Origin of the sequence: Idiomarina aquatica, from assembly GCF_003987185.1 — a bacterium.
Classification (GTDB): Bacteria; Pseudomonadota; Gammaproteobacteria; order Enterobacterales; family Alteromonadaceae; genus Idiomarina; species Idiomarina aquatica.
Window position 1 is genome coordinate 1,402,097 of record NZ_PIPS01000001.1, and the last position, 20,998, is coordinate 1,423,094.

19 protein-coding genes are annotated in these 20,998 nt (G+C 50.6%); 8 read left to right on the forward strand and 11 right to left on the reverse strand.

Features of this window, described 5'->3' with window-relative positions; genetic code table 11:
• Positions 1 to 52: 52 nt before the first annotated feature.
• Positions 53 to 2,824, reverse strand: coding sequence for a DNA polymerase I (gene polA, locus CWE23_RS06505; RefSeq protein WP_126819792.1), 2,772 nt, complete (start codon positions 2,822 to 2,824; stop codon positions 53 to 55).
• A 406-nt stretch (positions 2,825 to 3,230) separates the two neighbouring features.
• Between polA and CWE23_RS06510 the strand changes: the two genes are divergently transcribed.
• Positions 3,231 to 4,853 carry a VRR-NUC domain-containing protein gene (locus CWE23_RS06510; RefSeq protein ID WP_105305317.1) on the forward strand — a complete coding sequence of 541 codons (1,623 nt, stop codon included), beginning with the start codon at positions 3,231 to 3,233 and terminating at the stop codon, positions 4,851 to 4,853.
• On the opposite strand, the gene aroE is transcribed toward CWE23_RS06510, so the two are convergent.
• The 6 genes from aroE to dprA are packed head-to-tail and all read right to left on the reverse strand — an operon-like array spanning position 4,813 to position 9,215.
• On the reverse strand, positions 4,813 to 5,634 hold the full coding sequence (gene aroE / locus CWE23_RS06515) for a shikimate dehydrogenase (protein WP_105305316.1): 822 nt from the start codon (positions 5,632 to 5,634) through the stop codon (positions 4,813 to 4,815). The genes CWE23_RS06510 and aroE overlap by 41 nt on opposite strands.
• Positions 5,624 to 6,565, reverse strand: coding sequence for an oxygen-dependent coproporphyrinogen oxidase (gene hemF / locus CWE23_RS06520; protein WP_126819793.1), 942 nt, complete (start codon positions 6,563 to 6,565; stop codon positions 5,624 to 5,626). Before hemF ends, aroE begins: the two co-directional genes overlap by 11 nt.
• Positions 6,562 to 7,116 carry an L-threonylcarbamoyladenylate synthase type 1 TsaC gene (tsaC, locus tag CWE23_RS06525; RefSeq protein ID WP_105305314.1) on the reverse strand — a complete coding sequence of 185 codons (555 nt, stop codon included), beginning with the start codon at positions 7,114 to 7,116 and terminating at the stop codon, positions 6,562 to 6,564. The genes hemF and tsaC overlap by 4 nt, the downstream gene beginning before the upstream one ends.
• 35 nt (positions 7,117 to 7,151) lie before the next feature.
• Positions 7,152 to 7,670: a DNA topoisomerase family protein gene (locus CWE23_RS06530; RefSeq protein ID WP_105305313.1), complete on the reverse strand. Its 519-nt coding sequence runs from the start codon at positions 7,668 to 7,670 to the stop codon at positions 7,152 to 7,154.
• A 28-nt stretch (positions 7,671 to 7,698) separates the two neighbouring features.
• Positions 7,699 to 8,172 (reverse strand): DUF494 family protein, encoded by a 474-nt coding sequence (locus CWE23_RS06535; protein WP_105305312.1) that lies wholly within the window; start codon positions 8,170 to 8,172, stop codon positions 7,699 to 7,701.
• Positions 8,173 to 8,174: 2 nt separating this feature from the next.
• Positions 8,175 to 9,215, reverse strand: a complete 1,041-nt coding sequence (gene dprA / locus CWE23_RS06540) for a DNA-processing protein DprA (RefSeq protein WP_241970554.1) — start codon at positions 9,213 to 9,215, stop codon at positions 8,175 to 8,177.
• Positions 9,216 to 9,279: 64 nt separating this feature from the next.
• Between dprA and def the strand changes: the two genes are divergently transcribed.
• From def to trkA, 4 genes are read left to right on the forward strand one after another with little or no spacing between them, the layout of a single operon-like run.
• A complete protein-coding gene (gene def / locus CWE23_RS06545) occupies positions 9,280 to 9,801 on the forward strand; it encodes a peptide deformylase (RefSeq protein ID WP_105305311.1) in 522 nt (173 codons plus the stop codon).
• A gap of 2 nt (positions 9,802 to 9,803) precedes the next feature.
• A complete protein-coding gene (gene fmt, locus CWE23_RS06550; RefSeq protein ID WP_126819794.1) occupies positions 9,804 to 10,769 on the forward strand; it encodes a methionyl-tRNA formyltransferase in 966 nt (321 codons plus the stop codon).
• Entirely contained in the window at positions 10,769 to 12,088 is a 1,320-nt protein-coding gene (gene rsmB / locus CWE23_RS06555) for a 16S rRNA (cytosine(967)-C(5))-methyltransferase RsmB (protein WP_126819795.1), read from the forward strand. The genes fmt and rsmB overlap by 1 nt, the downstream gene beginning before the upstream one ends.
• Positions 12,085 to 13,461: a Trk system potassium transporter TrkA gene (trkA, locus tag CWE23_RS06560; protein WP_105305308.1), complete on the forward strand. Its 1,377-nt coding sequence runs from the start codon at positions 12,085 to 12,087 to the stop codon at positions 13,459 to 13,461. The genes rsmB and trkA overlap by 4 nt, the downstream gene beginning before the upstream one ends.
• Here trkA and CWE23_RS06565 read toward each other — a convergent pair.
• The gene (locus tag CWE23_RS06565) at positions 13,458 to 14,066 is read right to left on the reverse strand and encodes an IMPACT family protein (RefSeq protein ID WP_126819796.1); all 609 of its coding nucleotides are present in this window, start codon (positions 14,064 to 14,066) and stop codon (positions 13,458 to 13,460) included. The genes trkA and CWE23_RS06565 overlap by 4 nt on opposite strands.
• Positions 14,059 to 16,068 (reverse strand): transglycosylase SLT domain-containing protein, encoded by a 2,010-nt coding sequence (locus CWE23_RS06570; RefSeq protein ID WP_241970555.1) that lies wholly within the window; start codon positions 16,066 to 16,068, stop codon positions 14,059 to 14,061. Before CWE23_RS06570 ends, CWE23_RS06565 begins: the two co-directional genes overlap by 8 nt.
• Positions 16,069 to 16,155: 87 nt before the next feature.
• Between CWE23_RS06570 and fadB the strand changes: the two genes are divergently transcribed.
• The 3 genes from fadB to tusA all read left to right on the forward strand — a co-directional run bounded on the left by fadB (position 16,156) and on the right by tusA (position 19,866).
• Positions 16,156 to 18,312 carry a fatty acid oxidation complex subunit alpha FadB gene (fadB, locus tag CWE23_RS06575; protein WP_126819797.1) on the forward strand — a complete coding sequence of 719 codons (2,157 nt, stop codon included), beginning with the start codon at positions 16,156 to 16,158 and terminating at the stop codon, positions 18,310 to 18,312.
• 19 nt (positions 18,313 to 18,331) lie between these two features.
• Positions 18,332 to 19,495 carry an acetyl-CoA C-acyltransferase FadA gene (fadA, locus tag CWE23_RS06580; protein WP_126819798.1) on the forward strand — a complete coding sequence of 388 codons (1,164 nt, stop codon included), beginning with the start codon at positions 18,332 to 18,334 and terminating at the stop codon, positions 19,493 to 19,495.
• 128 nt (positions 19,496 to 19,623) lie between these two features.
• A complete protein-coding gene (tusA, locus tag CWE23_RS06585) occupies positions 19,624 to 19,866 on the forward strand; it encodes a sulfurtransferase TusA (protein WP_105305305.1) in 243 nt (80 codons plus the stop codon).
• A gap of 37 nt (positions 19,867 to 19,903) precedes the next feature.
• Here tusA and CWE23_RS06590 read toward each other — a convergent pair whose 3' ends face one another.
• The gene (locus tag CWE23_RS06590; protein WP_105305304.1) at positions 19,904 to 20,380 is read right to left on the reverse strand and encodes a GNAT family N-acetyltransferase; all 477 of its coding nucleotides are present in this window, start codon (positions 20,378 to 20,380) and stop codon (positions 19,904 to 19,906) included.
• Positions 20,381 to 20,390: 10 nt separating this feature from the next.
• Positions 20,391 to 20,996 (reverse strand): DNA-3-methyladenine glycosylase I, encoded by a 606-nt coding sequence (locus CWE23_RS06595; protein WP_126819799.1) that lies wholly within the window; start codon positions 20,994 to 20,996, stop codon positions 20,391 to 20,393.
• Positions 20,997 to 20,998 lie beyond the last annotated feature (2 nt).

A 20,998-nucleotide genomic window follows, 5' to 3' on the forward strand; every position in this document is an offset into this window, starting at 1 on the left:
CTCACTTACTCCGACTGGGTTAATTAAAAAAAGTTCATAGTGTTAAAAAATTTTAGTGTGCTTCGTCCCAATTCATGCCGACACCCGCTTCGGCAATAAGCGGCACATCAAGGCTGGCGGCCTGTTCCATGACATGACTTAATGCACTGACATAGTCATCAATTTTATGTTCAGCAATTTCAAACACCAGTTCATCGTGCACCTGCATGAGCATACGTACGTCTTTCTGACATTGCTTTTCGGCGATCCACTGATCAACTGCAATCATTGCTCGTTTAATAATGTCAGCGGCTGTACCCTGCATTGGTGCATTGATTGCCGCTCGTTCAGCGGCTTTACGACGGGCCCCATTGGACGCCTTAATGTCAGGCAGTGGTAGGCGTCGACCGTACAAGGTTTTTACAAATCCCTGTTCTTTCGCCAACTTACGCGTATCTTCCATATACCGAAGCACACCCGGGAATCGTTCAAAGTACTTGTCCATATAGTGCTGAGCTTCATGGCGCGGAATGTCCAACTGGCGAGCTAAGCCAAAAGCCGACATACCATAGATCAAGCCAAAGTTAACCGCTTTCGCTCGACGCCGCTGCTCGTCAGATACTTCATCGAGGCTGCAAGAAAACACTTCTGCCGCTGTCGCCCGGTGAATATCTTTACCTTCTGCAAACGCCGTCAAAAGCGCCTTATCCTGAGATAAATGCGCCATGATCCGCAGTTCGATTTGGCTGTAGTCAATGGCCACAATTTTGTAGCCGGGTTCAGGCACAAACGCCTGACGAACCCGACGACCTTCCTCGGTACGGATCGGAATATTCTGTAAATTCGGTTCTGTTGACGACAATCGTCCGGTTGCCGCAACCGCCTGTTGATACGATGTATGCACTCGGCCGGTGCGGGCATTAATCATTTTCGGCAGCTTATCGGTATAAGTTGATTTCAATTTCGATAAGCTACGGTGGCGCAAAATCACGTCCGGCAACGGGTAGTCGTGCGCCAGTTCGTGCAATACATCTTCGGCCGTCGACGGTGCGCCCTTCGGGGTCTTTTTGATGACCGGGAGCTGCAATTTATCAAACAGAATGGCCTGCAGTTGTTTGGTTGAGCCTAAGTTAAACTCTTCGCCAGCAATTTCGAACGCCTTGCGCTCATACTCCACCAGCAGTTTTTCGATATCATGGCTTTGTTGCGCCAGCATATCGGCATCAATACGTACGCCATACTCTTCCATGTCGGTTAGTACCGAAATCAATGGTATTTCGATGTCCGTCAACACGTGCATCAACTCATCACTGGTTGATTCCAGCTTGCTCCACAGCACTTCATGCAACCGCAAGGTGATATCCGCATCCTCTGCCGCATAGGGAGCTGCCTGTTCTAATGCAATTTGATTAAACGTCAGTTGCTTAGCACCTTTACCCGCGATGTCTTCAAATTTAATCGGTTTGTGATTTAAGTACTGTAAACTCAGTGTGTCCATGTCATGCCGCGAACCAACACTATTAAACACGTATGACGCGAGCATGGTGTCGTTTTTGATGCCCGCTAAGCGGATATCGTAACGACGTAGAATATGAGCATCGTACTTTAGGTTTTGTCCGACTTTCTGTGGTTTGTCAGCCTCAAGTAACGGTTTTAATTGTTGCAGTAACCAGTCACGACTGACTTGCTCCGGCGCCTCCATGTAGTCATGTGCAACCGGAATATACACGCCTTCACCTTCAGCACCCGATAACGACACGCCGACCAACTCCGCATCCATGTAGTTGAGGCTGGTGGTCTCTGTATCAAAGGCAAAATAATCGAGGGTGTTAAGCTTTTGTAAGTACTCACTGACCTCATCTTCACTCAGTAAGGTTTGATAGCCGTCGCGGGAAACACCCGTGTCTGGCGCATCGTCGCTATTATGCGTTAAACCTAACGCCTGGTCGGTGGCAGCGCCCTGTTCCAATAACTCGCTTAACCAACGACGGAATTCACAACGTCCGTACAGCTCGGCCAATTTATCATTATCAGCCGCAGAAATGCTGAGTTGCTGAGGGTTGAAATCCAGTTCCACATCGCATTTGATGGTGGCCAGCTCTCGGGACATCAGCAGTTGATCACGGTACTCCTGCAATTTTTTCGGCATTGACTTGGCACCACGGAAACTCAGTTTTGTTACCGCATCGACATCGTCATAAATGGCATCTATCGACGGAATTCCCTGTAACAGCGCCTGCGCGGTTTTCTCACCCACTTTCGGTAAACCCGGAATGTTATCGGAACTGTCACCCATCAACGCTAGGTAGTCGATGATTTGGTCGGGCGCGACACCGAACTTTTCCTTCACACCCTCCTCGTCCAACAAGGTATCGGTCATGGTGTTGATCAGCATCACGTGCTCATTAACCAACTGCGCCATGTCTTTATCGCTGGTGCTGATTAAGGTAAAGCGCCCTTCTTCGCCCGCCTGAGTTGCCAAGGTCCCAATGACATCGTCCGCTTCTACACCGTCCACACACAGCAACGGCAAACCCATCGCTTTGACAATTTCATGCAACGGCTCAATCTGGGAGCGCAGCTCATCCGGCATCGGCGGACGGTGTGCTTTATATTCAGCGTAAATATCGCTGCGAAAGGTTTTGCCTTTAGCATCAAAAACGACCGCCATGTTCTCTGGCTTATAGCGCTTAAGCAAACTGCGTAACATATTAACGACGCCATAAATCGCGCCGGTGGGCTCGCCTTTGGAGTTCGTCAGGTGAGGTGGCGCGTGGAACGCTCGAAATAAATACGAAGAGCCATCGACGAGAATAAATGGGTTTTCTGGTACATTTTTGGTCATTCAGCAAACCTTTTTGGCAGATTCTGAGGTTTCGGAGAAGAATGCCACAGCTTAGCATACAACGCTAGCAAGCACTGGTGAGTAACGTGTGGATAACTCTGTTGACAAATAGTTTCCCCACAGTAAATTTTAAATAATTTACCGTGTTTGAAATTTCTGTAATTGTTTGTTTTGGAAGGGTTTTATTACTGCAGGCATCCCAGTTTGCCCATCTTATTATTGTCTTGCTTCTCATGTGGAAACAATTTTTCCGCTTCGCTCATGGCGTACTTCGATGAACGAAAGCGGTCGATAAGATTACCATAAAATCATCTTCGATCTACTGCTTATATGGTATTTTCTTAGACGATTTCGCTCGTTTTTTTCGTACCTCTTATAAGCACATTATTTTTTGGCAGGTATTTCAATGGATTGGGACGTCGCTGATGCTGATCAGCCCGATTATTATTGGCAGAATTTTGAAGTTGTTCGTCGGTGGGTGTTGCACTATCACTCGGCACTACTCAGCCGCGAGCTTCATGAAGCCCTCGACCACTATCAGCAACTGAGTGCGAATGCGCAAAAGTTATGGTTACGTCTGTATATGCGCAAAGGGGAGCTGTTCCGCACCAACAAACTCCATTACCACGAAATTGATATTGAAGGGGCGCTTGATGAGCTCGCTAAAAACGGCTGGATATGCCTCCACAAAAACCCCTCAGCTAACGCTTTAAAGCTGTTTACTAAAGCCGAATTAACCGCGGCGTTCCCGGGTGAAACCTTGGCTCGGTTAAGTAAAGCCGAAATCGTACAGCAACTTGAACACACAGCCGCGGTGTTACCCGAAGCGGTCATTGAATTACAGAAGAATAGCCTCTTCCAACAACTGTCGCTGCTGTTTTTCGGCAACCGTCATCAGCAGCTGTCAGAATTTGTCGTCACCGCTCTCGGCCATGTTCGTTACGAGCCTTATCGTTATCAACCACGCGCGGTATTTCCGGATCGCCGGCACTTCGAAATCTTTTGCAAAATCGAGCAATGGCAGCAACATTACAAGGAGCTACCGACCCTTTCCGAGCGTATCGACTGGGCATTGACACTGCCCTTGAACGACTGCCTCAGCGAGCTTCCCGAACGTTATCATGGTCGTTTCAGCCGCTTCCTGAATCGGGTTGCAAGAGACTGTGAGCGACAGCAGCAGTTTGAACAGGCTCTGACGCTTTATCAACGCTCGTCACGCCCTCCCAGCCGCGAGCGACAAGCCCGTATTCTCTATCGCCTGAATAAAAAGACGCGTTGCCAACAGGTGCTAACGACCATGCGCCAGCACCCCTGGGACGAACCGGAGTTGGCCGTTGCCACACAATTACTGGCGCGCTGGTTTAAACAACCGACCAACACCGATAACATCACGATAACTGAGGAACTCGTGCACCTGAAATTCACCGCCAGACAGGTCGAACAAGCCGTATTAAGTCACTATCAACAATTGGGTTGGCAAGGCTTGCACGCGGAGAACCTGATTGTTCAGTCGCTGTTCGGACTGATCTTCTGGGATATTATTTTTTCAGAGGTAGACGGCGCGTTCATTCATCCCTTCCAACGGGCCCCCAGAGATCTAACGTCGCCTGCATTCTTCAAACATCGTCAGCAGCTTATCTCTGACCGGCTGAAATTACTGCTTTCAGATACTGCTGCGGTACAGCAACTTATTCGCGACACCATCGAGCAAAAGCAGGGTATCGCTAATCCGTTCGTGCCCTGGCGTTGGCATTATCTAAGCGATGTTGAAGCCTGGTTTAACCGATTACCGGCTAAGGTTTGGCACGACATCTTTCAGCGCCTGGCGTTTGACGTCAAAAATAACCGCAGCGGCTTTCCGGATTTGTGGCTCTATAACGATAAAGGGCAAGTTCAGTTGGTCGAAGTGAAAGGCCCGGGCGACAGCATCCGCCCCAATCAAAATGGTTGGTTAAACTTCCTCGCTCACCGTCAGGTTGATGTGCGTCTTATGAAGGTTCAACCAACTGTTGACGCAGTACCCGAATAACCGGCTCAATACGTGGTAACTCCGAGCCCCACCACAGCCGGTAGCTTTCAGCGGCCTGTCCGACAAGCATACCCAGACCATCGCTGCAGCGCGCATCGCTCACTTGCTGAACGTGCTTAAGAAAGCCGGTTAATTCTGCACCGTAAACCATGTCATAGATAAATTCAGCATGTCGGTACATCCGTTCAGGAACGTCCGGCAATTGGCCAAATAATGAGGCGCTGGTCGCATTGATCACGACATCAACGGCAGCCAGTGACGACCAGCTCTCAACGCAATGAACTCCGGTGCTCAGCTCACTCAGCGCGCGGGCATTCGCTGTGGTACGGTTATAAATCCAGATGCCCTCCGGCTTGGCATCGAGAAGATTTTTTAATACCCCCCGGGCAGCGCCGCCGGCGCCAATCAGCAATACCTTACAACCGGACAAGTCGACGCCCTGCCGCTTCAAATCATACAGCAAGCCCTTACCATCGGTGTTTGCCCCCAATAACCCGCCATCACGTTGTGGGATCAGGGTGTTAACCGCCCGTGCGAATGATGCTTCTGCAGTGGTCCGGGTGACTAACTGATAGGCCTGAACTTTAAACGGGACGGTCACATTTGCACCCGCCAGCCCCTGGCGAAACAAGCCGGCAACAACACGAGAAAACCGATCCACGGTGGCCAATTGTCGCCGGTAGCACAGATTATGCTCGAACTGTTGCGCAAACAGCTCGTGGATTTGTGGTGACCGGCTGTGCGCAATCGGATTACCGAGCACGCAAAATTCACGCGTCATCAGCACTGCCTTCGATGCGTTTTGAGGCCCAGTCCTGTGGTAGCAAAAAGTACTCCGTCAAACGCGCTTCCGCGGATCCGGGTTCCGGCTGCCAATCATATTCCCAGCGGGCCATCGGCGGCATCGACATCAGGATAGACTCCGTCCGCCCCCCTGTCTGTAAACCAAACAGCGTGCCGCGATCCCAGACTAGATTAAATTCAACATAACGACCTCGACGATAGAGCTGGAACGCCCTTTGGTGCTCGGTAAACGGGGTGTCTTTGCGTTTTTTCACGATCGGTTCATAGCCGTCAACGAACGCATCACCCACCGCTTGAATCACCGCAAAGGCATCCTCGAAAGGACGGTCATTCAGGTCATCAAAAAAGATGCCGCCAACACCACGTGCTTCGTTGCGGTGCTTCAGATAGAAATAATCATCACACCAGGTTTTATAGGACGGATACAACGACTCATCAAGTTTATCCAGCGTCGCTTTCGCATGCTGGTGCCAACCGATGACATCTTCCTCTACCGCATAAAACGGTGTTAGATCAAAGCCACCGCCAAACCACCACACCGGTTCTTCCCCCGCCTTTTCGGCGATGAAAAAGCGAACGTTCATGTGTACCGTCGGTACGTGTGGGTTTTTTGGGTGAAACACTAAGGAAACACCACAGGCATTGAAGTCTCGACCTTCGAGCTCCGGTCGGTGCGCAGTTGCACTTTTAGGTAGCTGCGCACCATGAACATGCGAAAAGCCAACGCCGGCCTGTTCAAACACGGCACCGTTTTTCATTACCCGCGAACGGCCACCGCCGCCCTGCTCTCGTTGCCAGGCATCTTGTTGGAAACGTGCTTCGCCGTCGAGCTGCTCGATTCGCTTGCAGATACTGTCCTGCAAACTCATCAAATACGCCAGTACCGGCTGCAAATACTGTTCATTCATGATGTACGAAATACTTTTTTAGTGAGTGGATCGATAATGGTACTGGGGGACAAGGCACCGCCCGTTGGTTCATCCATTATCCAGCTGAGTTGATCGCCGAAGTAATCACGAACTTCCTGTGCCGTTCTCGCCGGCTCCTCGCCTGCCGGGTTGGCACTGGTCGAAACCAGTGGGGTACCCAACTTGCGGCATAGTTCACGCACCGGTTCAAACGCCGTTACTCGCACGGCAATGCTGTCACGACCGCCCGTTAATAAGTGCGATACCGACGGACGCGCAGGCAGGATTAATGTCACCGGCCCCGGCCAATGAGAGAACACGGCAAACCGCTTATCCTGCGGGATTGCCTGGTCATCCACAAACGGTAGCAATTGACTGTAATCGGCGGCAATCAAAATGAGGCCTTTCTCAACCGGCCGTTGCTTTAAATCGAGAATTTTTGCTATCGCCTCATCATTGGTGGGATCACAACCCAGCCCAAAAACGGCTTCTGTCGGATAAGCAATTACGCCATCCAAAAGTGCTTCGCGCACATCTTTCGGATCAAACATCGTCACAGATTCTCACTTTACTTAGTTGGGATAAATTATACCGCTTGTGACCGATAATCACAGGCCTTTTGCGCACACACGTAGCGCACCACACCAGCCTGTTTCTTTCGCAATAGGATGGGAAAATCGCATTTTGGACACGCTTGTGCAACCGGGGGTAAATTGACTGAAAAATCACATTGAGGGAACTGGTCACAGGCGTAAAAAGGCGATCCTTTACGCGAGGTTTTTTGAATTAAGCGACCATCACGATCTGCCTTGGCGCATAGAGGACATGCTACCTGTTCAGGGCTTGCCTGCGTATCAGGTTCGGCGACAAAATCACAGGTGGGGAAATTACTGCAGCCAACGAACAGCCCAAATCGGCCGCTCTTAATCTGTAATTCATTACCACACTCAGGACACGCAACGCCCAAGCCCTCAGGTTCGATCTCTGATTGCTCACGTAAGCCTTGCGTAAATTGACAGGCAGGATACGCAGAACAGGCCAGAAAGCTATTATGGCCCTTGTGTTTGACCACTAGCTCGCTACCACATTCAGGACATTGCTGCATGGTTCCCCGCTCATCGCACGTCTGTTAATCAGTGTAACGGGCCTTCGGGCTCCTCAAACAATAAACCTTCCATCTGATCATAAGCCGCTTCATGCCCTGGTAAATTAAACAAGACCATCAGCACGACCCACTTAAGGTCATCAAGGTTAAAGTTGGCCGTTTCCAGCTCCATCACACGATCAATCACCATTTCTCGTGTTGCGAAGTCTAACACGCCGAGGTTTTCGAGATAAATCAAAAAGCCACGGCATTGACAGTCGAGCCTGGTTGTCTCCTGCTCTGTAAAGATGCGCGTTGACTGTGACGGTTGTGAGGACAAGTACGACTTGCCATCCGTGTCCTGCAAGTCAGCCAAGCGCTCTAGCCAGGCGAGAGCTTTTTGGATTTCCTGCCGATGAAACCCTGCGCGGGCCAGCTCATCGGTAAGTTCATCATGGTCTACCACGACCTCTTGTTCGGAGTGTATATAGTTCTCGAACAAATACATGAGGATATCAAACATAATTAGCGCCTCCCCACTTTGATATAACCGCCCGGTACAGCTGCTACAGCACCCTGTAACTCAAGTAATAATAATTGTTCCGTTACCTTTGCCGCAGAGAGACCACTTCGTTCGACTAACTGATCAACGGAAGTGGGCTCTGATCCCACATTAGCGAACAAATTTGTGTTTGCCAAGCTTTCTTGTTGCCAATGTTCATCGTCTGCTGCACTCATTTCGGGCAAGGCGATTTGGCCAAACCAGCTGATGATATCCTGCGACGTTGAAATGAGCTCTGCACCCTGCCGAATCAACCAGTGACAACCTTCGTATTCGCGTGCGTACAATGACCCCGGTACGGCACCAACATGGCGACCTTCATTAATTGCTGCCAAGGCGGTCGACATGGAACCGCTGCGTTTTGCCGCTTCTATCACCACAACACCTTTGCTTAATCCACTAATAATACGGTTACGGCGGGGAAAATGATCCATTCGCGCTGAAACACCGGGTGGAAACTCCGAAACGATAAGCCCCTGATGACTGATGAGACGGTGCAATTGACGATTACGCGGTGGGTAAATTTTATCAATGCCGGTACCCAGAACGGCAATGGTTTTGCCCATCTCGACAGCCGTTGAATGTGCCTGTGCGTCGATGCCCATGGCCAAACCGCTGACAACGACAAGGTCAGCTTGGGTACAGTCGCGAGCAAACCAGTCAGCGGTTTGCAAGCCGCTATGGGAAGCCTTCCTGCTACCCACCAATGCCACACACTGTTGTTGCAGAAGTTCTTGCCGCCCATGCCAAAACAGCAACCAAGGCGGATCTTGTATCTGCTTCAGTAACGGCGGATAAACTTCATCATAAAAACCAATAACCCCCTGATTCGGTTGCTGCTGCCAGGTTAACGCTGCCGTCACCCATCGAGAATCAACCGGTTTTAACGATTGCGACCATCGCTCAAGCACGTCGGTGGTACTTTTTAGCTCGCGTGCATCCCTTTTTACGTCTTGTTTTGCGCGATTTAGCCCCAATAAAATACACAAATCCTGTTGATTCATAGACTGTCCTTAATACCCCAAAATACGTTAAACTAAGGGTAGTCAAAGCAATGGAGTTAAAATTATGTCTCAGTTAACGGTTCTAAAATATCCGGACGAGCGTTTGCGCAAGGTTGCAGAACCGATAGCAACGGTGGATGACGCGCTACGCGCGACCATCGACGACATGTTCGAGACCATGTACGAGTCTCAAGGCGTCGGTTTAGCGGCGACTCAGGTCGATGTTCATAAGCGATTATTCGTCGCTGACTGCAGTGAAGATCAGAACGAACCCCTGGTGTTCATTAACCCGGAGATTACAAAAGCTGAAGGTCACTTCACCAATGATGAAGGTTGCTTATCATTTCCCGGGGTTTACGCCAAAGTTGAACGAGCTGAAAAAGTCACAGTTCAGGCGCTGGATCGCAACGGCGAGAGTTTTAGCCTTGAAGCAGACGGATTGCTGGCGATTTGCATCCAGCATGAAATCGATCACTTGAATGGCAAACTTTTTGTGGATTATTTGTCGCCGCTTAAGCAAAGCCGAATCCGCAAAAAGCTTGAAAAAGAACAGCGCGTTCAACAAAAACTGGCGGCGGATGCCTAAGCATGAGCCAACCGCTAAAGATTGTGTTCGCCGGCACACCCGAGTTTGCTGCACGACATTTACAAGCGTTGCTGGCATCGAAGCACCAGGTGGTCGCCGTTTACACTCAGCCGGATCGCCCTGCCGGTCGTGGTAAGAAATTACAGCCGTCCGCGGTGAAACAACTCGCGCAACAGCATGAATTGCCAGTGTTGCAGCCTGAGTCATTGAAAGCTGAAGAGGCACAGCGCGAGTTGGCACAGTTGGACGCTGACGTGATGGTTGTGGTCGCTTACGGATTACTATTGCCACAACGCATTCTTGATACACCGCGCTATGGCTGCATTAATGTGCACGGTTCGTTGCTTCCTCGTTGGCGCGGTGCCGCCCCGATTCAACGTGCCATTTGGGCCGGCGATGAAAAATCCGGTGTGGCAGTAATGCAGATGGAAGCCGGCCTCGATACTGGTCCAGTATTACACGAAGTCAGCTGCGACATAGCCGCTGACGAAACCTCTGCCTCCTTGTATCAAAAGCTGGAGGCACTGGGTCCTGATGCGTTAATTACCGTGCTCGATGAGCTTGAACATTATCGTAATCAAGCGACCCCTCAGAACAACGATCAGGCGACCTATGCCAAGAAACTCAGTAAAGACGAAGGGCGTATTGACTGGAACCTGTCAGCACAACAACTTGAACGCAACGTACGAGCGTTTTTCCCATGGCCGACGGCCTGGTTCGACATCGATGGCTTCAAAGGAAATCAGTCGATGGTCAAAGTGCTGAAAGCGCTGTCATTACCTTCAACAACTCAGAACACGGCAGCAGGAACCATTGTCAGCGCGACCGCTGAAGGTATTGATGTAGCCTGTGGAGACGGCGTTTTGCGCATACTCGAAGCGCAAGTCCCGGGGAAGAAACCGCAACCAGTGGCAACACTCGTGAACGGGTATGCCGACATTTTTAGTAACGGGAAGCAACTCTCTTAATGACCAAACCTCAAACCAAGCTTTCCGGCGCAGCAAGCCGAGCCGCAGCGACCCGCGCATTACACCGGGTGCTAAATGACGGCGAAAGCCTGACCAACGCTTTACCCGCAGAAACGGAACAGCTTGATGGCAATGACAAACGATTAGCGCAAGCGATTTGCTACGGGGTGTTGCGTTTTTTACCCACGCTTAATCGTTTAGTTGCCGCCAAATTAAATAAGCCGCTCAAAGGCAAACTGTCGATCCTCAACACTCTTTTGTTAGTGGGCGCTTACCAACTATATCAACTCCGTACCAAAGACCATGCAGCGGTCAGTGCCACGGTAGAAGCGGCAAAACAATTAAAACGGAAGAACCATACCGGCCTGATCAACGGAATTTTGCGCCAATTGTTACGCGAGGCGCCAGCGCGGGATGAACAAGATCAACGGACACTCCCTGATGACCCGTTATTCAACCACCCACGTTGGTTTGTTGACGCCTTACAGACAGACTACCCAGAGCGCTGGCAGTCGATTTTAACGGCTAATAATCAACACCCGCCGATGTGGTTGCGTGTGAATGAATCGCGCACGTCGGCCGCCGCTTACCAGAAACAGCTATTAGAGCAGGAAATTATCGCCCACACTGACCACGAAGTCAGCAGCGCCCTGCGTCTGGACAAAGCCTGTTCGGTCGAACGTTTGCCCGGCTTCAGTAAGGGCGACGTGTCGGTTCAAGATCGTTCAGCACAAATGGCCGGTTTTTTTCTAAACGCAGACGCAAGTCATCGTGTGCTTGATTGCTGCGCAGCGCCGGGCGGCAAGACGCTGCACTTACTGGAACGACATCAGTTCACAACGCCTTTAGTGGCGCTGGACGTCGATGCACAACGACTTGAACGTGTACGTGAGAACCTCGCGCGACAACAACAACCCGCTAACATTATTTGCGCCGACGTCGCTGATTTAGACGCCTGGTGGGATGGTAAACCATTTGATCGCATCTTACTGGATGCGCCCTGCTCCGCAACCGGAGTGATTCGTCGTCACCCGGATATTAAGTGGTTGCGACGCAGAACCGATATCGAAGCATTGGTATCGTTACAGGCAACGATTATGGACACCATCTGGCAAACCTTAGCCGACGGTGGCGAATTGCTCTACGCAACTTGCTCGGTGCTGAAACAGGAAAATCAGACCCAGGTTGAACACTTCCTCAGCCGCCATCAAGATGCTAATCTACTTCCGATATCCGAGCAGTCAGCGACGCTGCAACTGTTTCCGGAAACCTCCGGCGGCGATGGTTTCTTTTACGCAAGGTTAAGAAAACAATCATGAAAATCATTATCTTAGGTGTTGGTCAGGTTGGCGGAACGTTAGCGGAGAATCTTGTTGGCGAACGCAATGATATTACCGTCGTTGATACCGATACCGACCTGCTTGAGGCACTGCAAGATAAGTATGATTTACAAGTTGTTGTCGGCAATGGTGCGCACCCGGATACGTTGCGTCGAGCCGGCGCGGAAGACGCGGATTTAGTGATTGCAGTAACCAACAGCGACGAAACCAATATGATCGCCTGTCAGGTTGCCTATTCCATTTTTAATACGCCGACAAAAATCGCCCGAATTCGCTCTGAGGAATACATTCGTTACCGCGATCAGCTGTTTCACAAGAACGATGCCCCGGTTGACTTTATTATCTCGCCGGAACAATTAGTCACGAATTACATTAAAAAGTTGATTGATTATCCCGGAGCATTACAGGTTATGGAGTTTGCCGGTGGCCGCGCCAGCTTAGTCGCCGTTAAAGCCTATTATGGCGGTAAATTGGTGGGACACGCGATCTCCACGCTGCGCGAGCACATTCCTAATATCGATACCCGTGTTGCGGCGATTTATCGTCAAGGACATCCCATACGTCCTACCGGCACCACCATTATCGAAGCCGATGACGAGGTTTTCTTTATTGCCGATACCCGCCATATCAGCACGGTAATGGAAGAATTGCAGAAATTAGAAACCAAGTACCGCCGCATCATGATCGTCGGCGGCGGAAATATTGGCGCTGGTTTAGCCAAACAGCTTGAAAGCGACCATCGCGTTAAGCTGATTGAGCGAGATGACGCGCGTGCCGAAGAGCTGTCGCAACGTCTTGAGCATACGCTGATTTTTCGCGGTGACGCCTCGGATCAAAAATTACTTGAGGAAGAGCACGTTGAGGACATCGACGTTTTCATTGCAGTAACAAACGACGACGAAGCCAATATCATGTCAGCGATGCTGGCAAAACGCATGGGTGCACGGAAAACGATGGTACTCATTCAGCGCAGTGCATACGTCGATTTAGTGCAAGGCGGCGAGATCGATATTGCCATTTCGCCACAAAGAGCAACCATTTCAGCGCTGTTAACGCACGTTCGCCGCGGTGACATTGTCAATGTTTATTCATTGCGTAAGGGCGCAGCTGAGGCGATTGAAGCCATCGCACATGGTGACGAAAAGACATCGAAAGTGGTCGGTAAAGCCATAAAAGAGGTGAAGTTGCCACCGGGAACCACCATCGGCGCCATTGTAAGAGGCAATGAGGTGCTGATGGCTCACAGCGAGACCATTATTCAGGCGGATGACCATGTCATCATGTTCTTACTGGATAAAAAATACATCGATGAAGTCGAGCGCTTGTTCCAGCCCAGCGCGATGTTCTTTTAACACTTCCGCAGTTTCAACTGCCCCTGCGAAACCGCGTCCAAACGCTCTTGCAAGGGCGCCAACTCGTCCGGTATCAATTCAATACGTTGATGCACTTGCTCGGTAAACTGACTGTCGCTGACACGCACATCAAATTGTTGCCACAAAGGTTCTATGGCTCCCTGCAGATGATAAGGGTAGTCGAGTTCAAAACTTTCCCGATACACCACCAGCTCGGTCGGCAGCTTCTCGAGTGCGGCGGCAACCGCCTGACCGTAGGCCCGTTGCAACCCTCCGGTACCTAACTTGACACCGCCAAAGTAACGCACCACCACCGCAGCAACATCACCCAGCGGAGCGTTCTGCAACACTGTCAACATGGGTCTGCCTGCGGTACCTGAGGGTTCGCCGTCATCGTTACAGCTAAACGTTCCCTGCTGTGGCGAGCCTAAAATACTCGCCGTGCAATAATGGCTGGCTTTGGGCCACTGTTGCATTGCACGATCGCTCAATCGTTGCAGGTCCTCGGGTTGCTTCATGACATCAACGACGGCGATAAAACGACTGTTTTTAACCACCGTTTCCGCCACTGCAGTCGTTGCCGGACGTCGATAGTTGCTAGTCATAACTTGGCTGAATCTTCATCGCTTCTAAGGTTTCGAATAAGTTGCCCTGATTTTCATGCAGTAAATAGTAAATCTGTTGATAAGTCATCACTGCCTTCACGTAATCACGCGTTTCATAATATGGGATTTGCTCAATCCATTCATCGGCTGGTGTCGGGCTTTGCGGTAACCAGTCGAGAACCTTGTAATAACCGGCATTGTAGGATGCCGTCGCCAGCACATGGTTCTGATCAAAGCGATTCTGTAATCGGCTGAGATAGTAAGTCCCCAGATCAACGTTGACTTCGGGTCGATGCAGTTGTCGATAGCTGATGTTATCGTTACGTAACCGCCGCGCGGTACTTGGCAGAATTTGCATCAACCCGCGTGCACCCGCGCTCGAATAGGCATCCGCACGAAACGCACTTTCACGGCGAGTAATAGCCATCGCCCAGGTCGGATCGATACCCACTTTATTCGAGGAATCCGTTAACAATTGACCATAAGCCATCGGGAAACGAATATTTATGGCATCAAAGTGGCCAATCTGCGCCAATGTCCATATCGCCTGATCATGCCACTCCCATTCACTCGCCAGCAACGCGGCCGCTTTGTGCGCCTCGCCATCGAGTTCAGTGAGCAAATGGTTCCATTCCCGGCGCGCGTCGACAAAACGCCCCAACTGAATAAATTCATAGGCTCGCTGTGCGCTCGGATGGTTTCGGACTTGTTCTAGCTCCATCAAGCTGACATCAATAGGCTCTCGTTCCAAACTGACCGGCTTACCCAATCGGGCAGAAGCCAGGAAACCATAATAGTTTCGCTCCTTGGCCAGCTCACTGTAGATTTCATTAGCACCCAGCTCATCACCGCTCAATTGACTGGCACGAGCCAACCAGTAACGCCACTGAGCTCCTCCGGCAATGGCTGCAGGAAGGCTTTGAATCGCTCGCTTTAAGTTACTAAAGTCGCGATCTCTTAAGTACGTCGCAAGTCGCCATTGCAGCGTGCGTTCATCAAGGGCGGACGGCGGCACCCGCTGATGCCAGACGCGTGCTTCTGGATGATCTTTCAGGCTCAGTGCCACCGCAAACTCAGCGGCTATTTGTTGGCGCTGTTCACGGTTAAACGGCAGTTTTTGGCTGAGCTTATCAAAAGCTTTTAAGGCAAGGTTTTCATTCGCCCAAATCAATTTTTGCAAGCCAAACGCGGCGATTTCGGCTTCTCTTTTTTGATCGACCCCGCGCCAGCGGCGGTCAGAATAGATAGCCGCCGGTGAATAGCGAACTTTATGATAGAGGTCCCCTAGATATCGGAGGTTTTCCGGTAGCAGCCCGGTTAGGTAAGGAATTAACGTTGGGTTACCGCCGTTGGCAGCTAAACTGATCCGTTGCCAAACCTTATCCGTGGTTCTTGCACCCAGATCAGCCCATTCATTCAATATCGAATTACAGGCCGTTGGTACCGAAAAGCCGTGCTTCCATATCGCATCGACTTTTTTGATGAACGGCGCGTCAGCCAGCCCCTGATTACGCTCAGCGGCAATCAACTGGCAACGGTGCGTTAGTGTGCCGGGGTGGCGGAAGTCGCGAATAAAGCGCTGCTCTTCACCCTGACTGGCCAAATACGTTAACCACGGGCGGCGTAATTGCCAGTCCAGCGGCGTCCCCTCGTACTGTTCTAAAAACGACAACACACGCTGTTCATTAGCCAGATAACCAACCTGCTGCAAACGTTCAAGCTCCAGGTAAGGTTTTAACGGGTAACCATCAAGCTGTGTCAGTAGTCTTCGATACTCCGCCAGACGTCCACGTTTGGCTGCATATTCCGCTTTTCTGAATAGTTCCCGCTGCTCTGCGCGCTTTGCCTCTGAAGCGGCGGCCGACGATGGCACCGAGCAGACAAGCGCCATCGACACTAGCGCCGTAGCCGCGAGTGCTTTACTGTAACGAATGATAAACGACTGCTTTTTCATTAATTCAAACGCATGTTTAAATAACCGTTGAAAAATTGGCGCATTCACGCCAAACTCTTTCTACCTTAACCTAAAGCTATATTAGAATCAGTTTCTTTATAGCACTAAATTTATGGATGTCGTGGGAGACCCAACATGATTTACCAAGGTGAAAGCATTCGGGTCGACTTTATTGAACCCGGTTTTGCCGAATTACAATTCGACGCGAAAGGCTCGGTCAATAAATTCGACCAAGCAACACTGGAAGAATTCAGTGAAGCTCTGACAAAACTAAAAAATACGGACGACCTACGCGGTGTTATCGTCACCAGCAGCAAATCCACCTTCATTGTTGGTGCTGACATAACCGAGTTTTTAACGTTATTCTCGGATCAAGAACAAACTCGTAGCTGGGTTGCAAAAGCTTCCCGTGTATTTGACCAATTAGAAGACTTGCCGGTACCAACAGTGGGTGCCGTTAAAGGATTTGCGCTAGGTGGTGGCTGTGAAGCCTTGCTAGCGTGTGACTACCGTGTCGCTGATACCACCGCAACGATCGGTTTACCGGAAGTTAAACTGGGCCTTATCCCTGGCTTTGGCGGCACCATGCGTTTGCCGCGCATTATCGGCCCGGACAACGCGTTAGAGTGGATTACAACCGGCAAAAACAACAGCGCCGAGGATGCCTTGAAGGTTGGCGCGATTGACGCCGTTGTCGCTCCGGAAAAACTGACCGAAGCGGCACTTAACCTAGCCAAAGCGGCGGCAGCCGGCGAACAGGACTGGCAGGCTAAACGTCAACCTAAGCTTGAACCTCTAAAAGCTAACGACACTGAGCTGACCATGACCCTGGTTACCGCAAAAGGTCTGGTCGCGGCGAAAGCAGGCAAGCATTACCCTGCCCCTCATAAGGCCATTGAAGCCATCGAAAACGGTGCTCGCGAACATCGCGAAGGCGCACTTAAAGCGGAGAACAATGCGTTCTTCGAATTAACCCAAACCGATGCATGCCGTGCACAGGTTGGTATCTTCCTGGCGGATCAGGCGGTCAAAGGCAAGTCTAAAAAGTACGCCAAATCAGCGACCAAAGAGATCAAATCGGCGGGCGTACTGGGTGCCGGCATCATGGGCGGCGGTATTGCCTATCAGTCAGCGCTAAAAGGCGTTCCGGCAGTGATGAAAGACATCAAGCAGGACGCGTTGGATCTTGGCATGAAAGAAGCCGGTAAGATCCTGAAAAAAGGTGTTGAACGCGGCAAGGTCAACCACGAAAAAATGATCAAGGTATTGTCGTCGATCACGCCAACCTTGCTGAACGACGCCGTCAAAGACGTTGATATTGTCGTCGAAGCCGTTGTTGAGAACCCGAAAGTTAAAGGGTCGGTATTGGCGGAGATCGAGGGTGTTATCGGCAACGATGCCATTCTTACCTCAAATACCTCAACCATCTCAATTACCGAACTGGCGAAAAACCTAAAACGTCCAGAACAATTCTGCGGCATGCACTTTTTCAACCCAGTGCACAAAATGCCCTTAGTAGAGATCATTCGTGGCGAAAAGACGTCTGATGAGACGGTCGCCGCGGTCGTTGCTTACGCACTAAAACTGGGTAAAACGCCGATCGTTGTTAATGACTGCCCAGGTTTCTTAGTCAATCGCGTGTTGTTCCCATACCTTGCAGGCTTCGCCGGCATGGTTGACGAAGGGGTCGATTTTGTGGGTATCGACAAAGTCATGGAAAAACAATTCGGTTGGCCAATGGGCCCCGCCTACCTCAGTGACGTCGTCGGTATCGATACCGCCGATCATTGTACGGTGGTGATGGAAGAAGGCTTCCCAAGCCGAATGAAGCGAGACACCTCGAGCGCCATTGCCAAACTGGCTGCCGCTGAACGTTACGGTCAGAAAAATGGTAAAGGTTTTTACGTTTACGGTACCGATAAGAAAGGCAAGCCAACGAAAGACGCCGATCCGGCAACTTATGAACTGCTTGGCTGTGAACAAGGCAAAAAACTTGAAGCCGATGACGTTATTGCGCGTTGCATGATCCCTATGGTGAACGAAGTCGTGCGCTGTCTGGAAGAAGGTATTGTCGGCTCTGCTGCTGAAGCAGACATCGCGCTACTTTATGGTTTAGGCTTCCCTCCTTTCCGCGGAGGACCTTTCCGCTACCTGGAAACCATGGGTATCGATAACTTTATTAAGCTGGCAGACCAATACGCTCACTTAGGCGAAATTTACCAAGTGACTGACGGTATGCGAGAAATGGCCAAAGCCGGCAAATCTTATTTCGACACGACCCGTGCGAAGTAAGGCGAGAGGAGGTTAAATTATGAAAGACGTAGTCATCGTAGATTGCATTCGTACGCCAATGGGGCGTTCTAAAAATGGTGTATTTCGCCACACCCGTGCCGAAGACCTCTCAGCCGCGCTGATGAAAGGGCTGCTTGAACGCAACCCACAAGTCGATGTCAACGAACTGGAGGACATCTACTGGGGATGTGTGCAGCAGACGCTTGAACAAGGCTTTAACATTGCCCGAAACTCAGCACTTATTGCCGGCATTCCGCATTCTGTCGCCGGTGTCACCGTAAACCGTCTGTGTGGTTCATCTATGCAGGCTCTGCACGATGCAGCCCGGGCAATTATGCACGGCGACGGCGACATTTTCATGGCGGGCGGGGTTGAACACATGGGTCATGTTCCAATGACTCACGGCATCGATTTTCATCCGGGAATGAATAAATCCGTTGCAAAGGCAGCCGGCAGCATGGGCATGACCGCCGAATTACTGTCGCGCAAATTCGGCATTACCCGTGAACAGCAGGACGCTTTTGGCGCTCGTTCGCATCAAAAAGCGCACCAAGCCACGGTTGAAGGCCGTTTTGCTAAGGAAATTCTGCCCATGAACGGCCATAACGCCGATGGTGAACTGGTTCGAGTGACCACCGATGAAGTTATTCGCCCGGAAACCACAGCCGAAGGTCTGGCACAGTTACGGCCGGTATTTGATCCAGCTAACGGTACCGTCACTGCGGGTACCTCGTCGGCGCTTTCTGACGGCGCGGCCGCTATGTTGGTGATGTCCGCCGAGAAAGCCAAGGCGCTGGGCTTAACACCACGTGTACGTATTCGTTCTATGGCCGTTGCTGGCTGCGATCCGTCAATTATGGGATACGGCCCTGTGCCGGCAACCGAGAAGGCGTTGAAACGCGCAGGTGTCAGCATTGACGACATCGATGTGGTTGAGCTCAACGAAGCTTTTGCAGCGCAGTCTCTGCCTGTTCTTAAAGGCCTGAAACTGTTCGACAAAATGGATGAAAAGGTTAACCTTAACGGCGGTGCTATCGCTCTGGGTCACCCATTGGGCTGCTCTGGCGCGCGTATTTCCACCACCTTAATTAACCTGATGGAAGAGAAAGACGCCAAACTTGGCCTGGCGACCATGTGTATCGGTCTTGGTCAAGGTATTGCTACTGTCTTCGAACGCGTGTAAGTTGCGTTTTTAACGCAGTTAGCCACGCACAGTGAGGCTGTTTGTCGCTCGTTGACCTTCAGGTTGAAACGGGTAGCAAACAGCCTTTCGTTTTCGTCGCACAAAAAGAGTCGATTTAACCTAACGTAATGCAACACATGAACGCAGATAAAGAACTCGATACGCTGGGACTACGCTGCCCTGAACCGGTGATGATGGTGCGCGCCACGATCCGTAAAATGGCCGTTGGCGAGGTATTACTCGTAATAGCCGATGATCCAGCAACAACGCGGGATATTCCTGGCTTTTGTGAGTTTATGGAGCATCAACTGGTGGCCCAGGAAACGACCGAGACGCCCTACCGTTATTGGGTTAGAAAAAGCCACGGATAGGTCGCGCCAATGGCGCGACGCCGTTTAATGACTGAGATTACAAATACATTTCCCAGAATTCCGCTTTACCGACATCACCTAATTCATAGGGTTTGAAACCAAATTTCTTATAGGCGTTTTTAGCGCGTTCGTTCTTATCCAGCACTTCCAGCGTCAACTTTACGCAGCCACGAAACTGAGCCAGAGTTTTTACTTCCTCAAGCAGTTTTTGCGCTACGCCCTCGCCGCGGTATTCAGGAATAACCGCGATATCGTGAATGTTCATCAACGGTTTTGCGGCGAACGTCGAAAAGCCCTCAACACAATTGGCGACACCAACCGGTTGATCACCATCAAAGGCGATTAACGAAAACACGTGATCGCGCTTGTCCATCTCTTTGATGAGATTTTCTTTAACCTCATCACTGATGCCTTCGCCTCCGCCCATCGGATCTTTGGCATAAGCATCCAACATAGAAATTACCGCTTGAGCATGGGCAGGATTTGAATAATCCGCCAATGTTATTTCAATCATTGTTTATCCACTAACTGGTTAATGAAAATTGCGTCATCTCTTCACACACTGGCTGATAACAATGGCAGTCAACCAGATGGTCATTCATCATACCGACTGCTTGCATGAAAGCATAACAAATTGTCGGACCAACAAACTTGAATCCCTGTTGTTTCAACGCCTTTGCCATTGCACGTGACGCCGCAGACTCGGTTGGAACCTCTCGTAAGGTACGAAACGCATTAATTTGAGGCTGATGATCAACAAACTGCCACAACCAATGCGCGAAGTTAAGTCCTTTTTGCTGCATTGCGAGGTAAGCTTGCGCATTGACAAAAATTGCATCGATTTTTGCGCGACTGCGAATAATGGCTTTGTTACTGTAAAGCGCATTCCGTTCATCATCGCTCATCGCAACAATGGCCTCTGGCTCAAAGCCCTTGAAAGCCTGTTCGTAGCCTTGTTGCTTGCGTAAAATCGTCAACCAGCTTAAACCCGCCTGCTGACCATCAAGACATAATTTAGCGAACAATTCGACAGGATCACTGACAGGCCGCCCCCACTGTTGATCATGGTAGCGCCGATAATCGTCTGCCTGCTCACACCATGGACAACGATTTTGCGTAGCTTTTGTCATTG

What these genes read in the sequence shown, in the direction of transcription:
- dprA (WP_241970554.1), bottom strand. Translation starts at nt 9,215, where the DNA reads ATGAATCAACAGGATTTGTGTATTTTATTGGGGCTAAATCGCGCAAAA.
- fadA (WP_126819798.1), top strand. Translation starts at nt 18,332, where the DNA reads ATGAAAGACGTAGTCATCGTAGATTGCATTCGTACGCCAATGGGGCGT.
- fmt (WP_126819794.1), top strand. Translation starts at nt 9,804, where the DNA reads ATGAGCCAACCGCTAAAGATTGTGTTCGCCGGCACACCCGAGTTTGCT.
- def (WP_105305311.1), top strand. Translation starts at nt 9,280, where the DNA reads ATGTCTCAGTTAACGGTTCTAAAATATCCGGACGAGCGTTTGCGCAAG.
- fadB (WP_126819797.1), top strand. Translation starts at nt 16,156, where the DNA reads ATGATTTACCAAGGTGAAAGCATTCGGGTCGACTTTATTGAACCCGGT.
- hemF (WP_126819793.1), bottom strand. Translation starts at nt 6,565, where the DNA reads ATGAATGAACAGTATTTGCAGCCGGTACTGGCGTATTTGATGAGTTTG.
- trkA (WP_105305308.1), top strand. Translation starts at nt 12,085, where the DNA reads ATGAAAATCATTATCTTAGGTGTTGGTCAGGTTGGCGGAACGTTAGCG.
- polA (WP_126819792.1), bottom strand. Translation starts at nt 2,824, where the DNA reads ATGACCAAAAATGTACCAGAAAACCCATTTATTCTCGTCGATGGCTCT.
- tsaC (WP_105305314.1), bottom strand. Translation starts at nt 7,116, where the DNA reads ATGTTTGATCCGAAAGATGTGCGCGAAGCACTTTTGGATGGCGTAATT.
- CWE23_RS06510 (WP_105305317.1), top strand. Translation starts at nt 3,231, where the DNA reads ATGGATTGGGACGTCGCTGATGCTGATCAGCCCGATTATTATTGGCAG.
- CWE23_RS06530 (WP_105305313.1), bottom strand. Translation starts at nt 7,670, where the DNA reads ATGCAGCAATGTCCTGAATGTGGTAGCGAGCTAGTGGTCAAACACAAG.
- CWE23_RS06595 (WP_126819799.1), bottom strand. Translation starts at nt 20,996, where the DNA reads ATGACAAAAGCTACGCAAAATCGTTGTCCATGGTGTGAGCAGGCAGAC.
- tusA (WP_105305305.1), top strand. Translation starts at nt 19,624, where the DNA reads ATGCAACACATGAACGCAGATAAAGAACTCGATACGCTGGGACTACGC.
- aroE (WP_105305316.1), bottom strand. Translation starts at nt 5,634, where the DNA reads ATGACGCGTGAATTTTGCGTGCTCGGTAATCCGATTGCGCACAGCCGG.
- rsmB (WP_126819795.1), top strand. Translation starts at nt 10,769, where the DNA reads ATGACCAAACCTCAAACCAAGCTTTCCGGCGCAGCAAGCCGAGCCGCA.
- CWE23_RS06535 (WP_105305312.1), bottom strand. Translation starts at nt 8,172, where the DNA reads ATGTTTGATATCCTCATGTATTTGTTCGAGAACTATATACACTCCGAA.
- CWE23_RS06590 (WP_105305304.1), bottom strand. Translation starts at nt 20,380, where the DNA reads ATGATTGAAATAACATTGGCGGATTATTCAAATCCTGCCCATGCTCAA.
- CWE23_RS06565 (WP_126819796.1), bottom strand. Translation starts at nt 14,066, where the DNA reads ATGACTAGCAACTATCGACGTCCGGCAACGACTGCAGTGGCGGAAACG.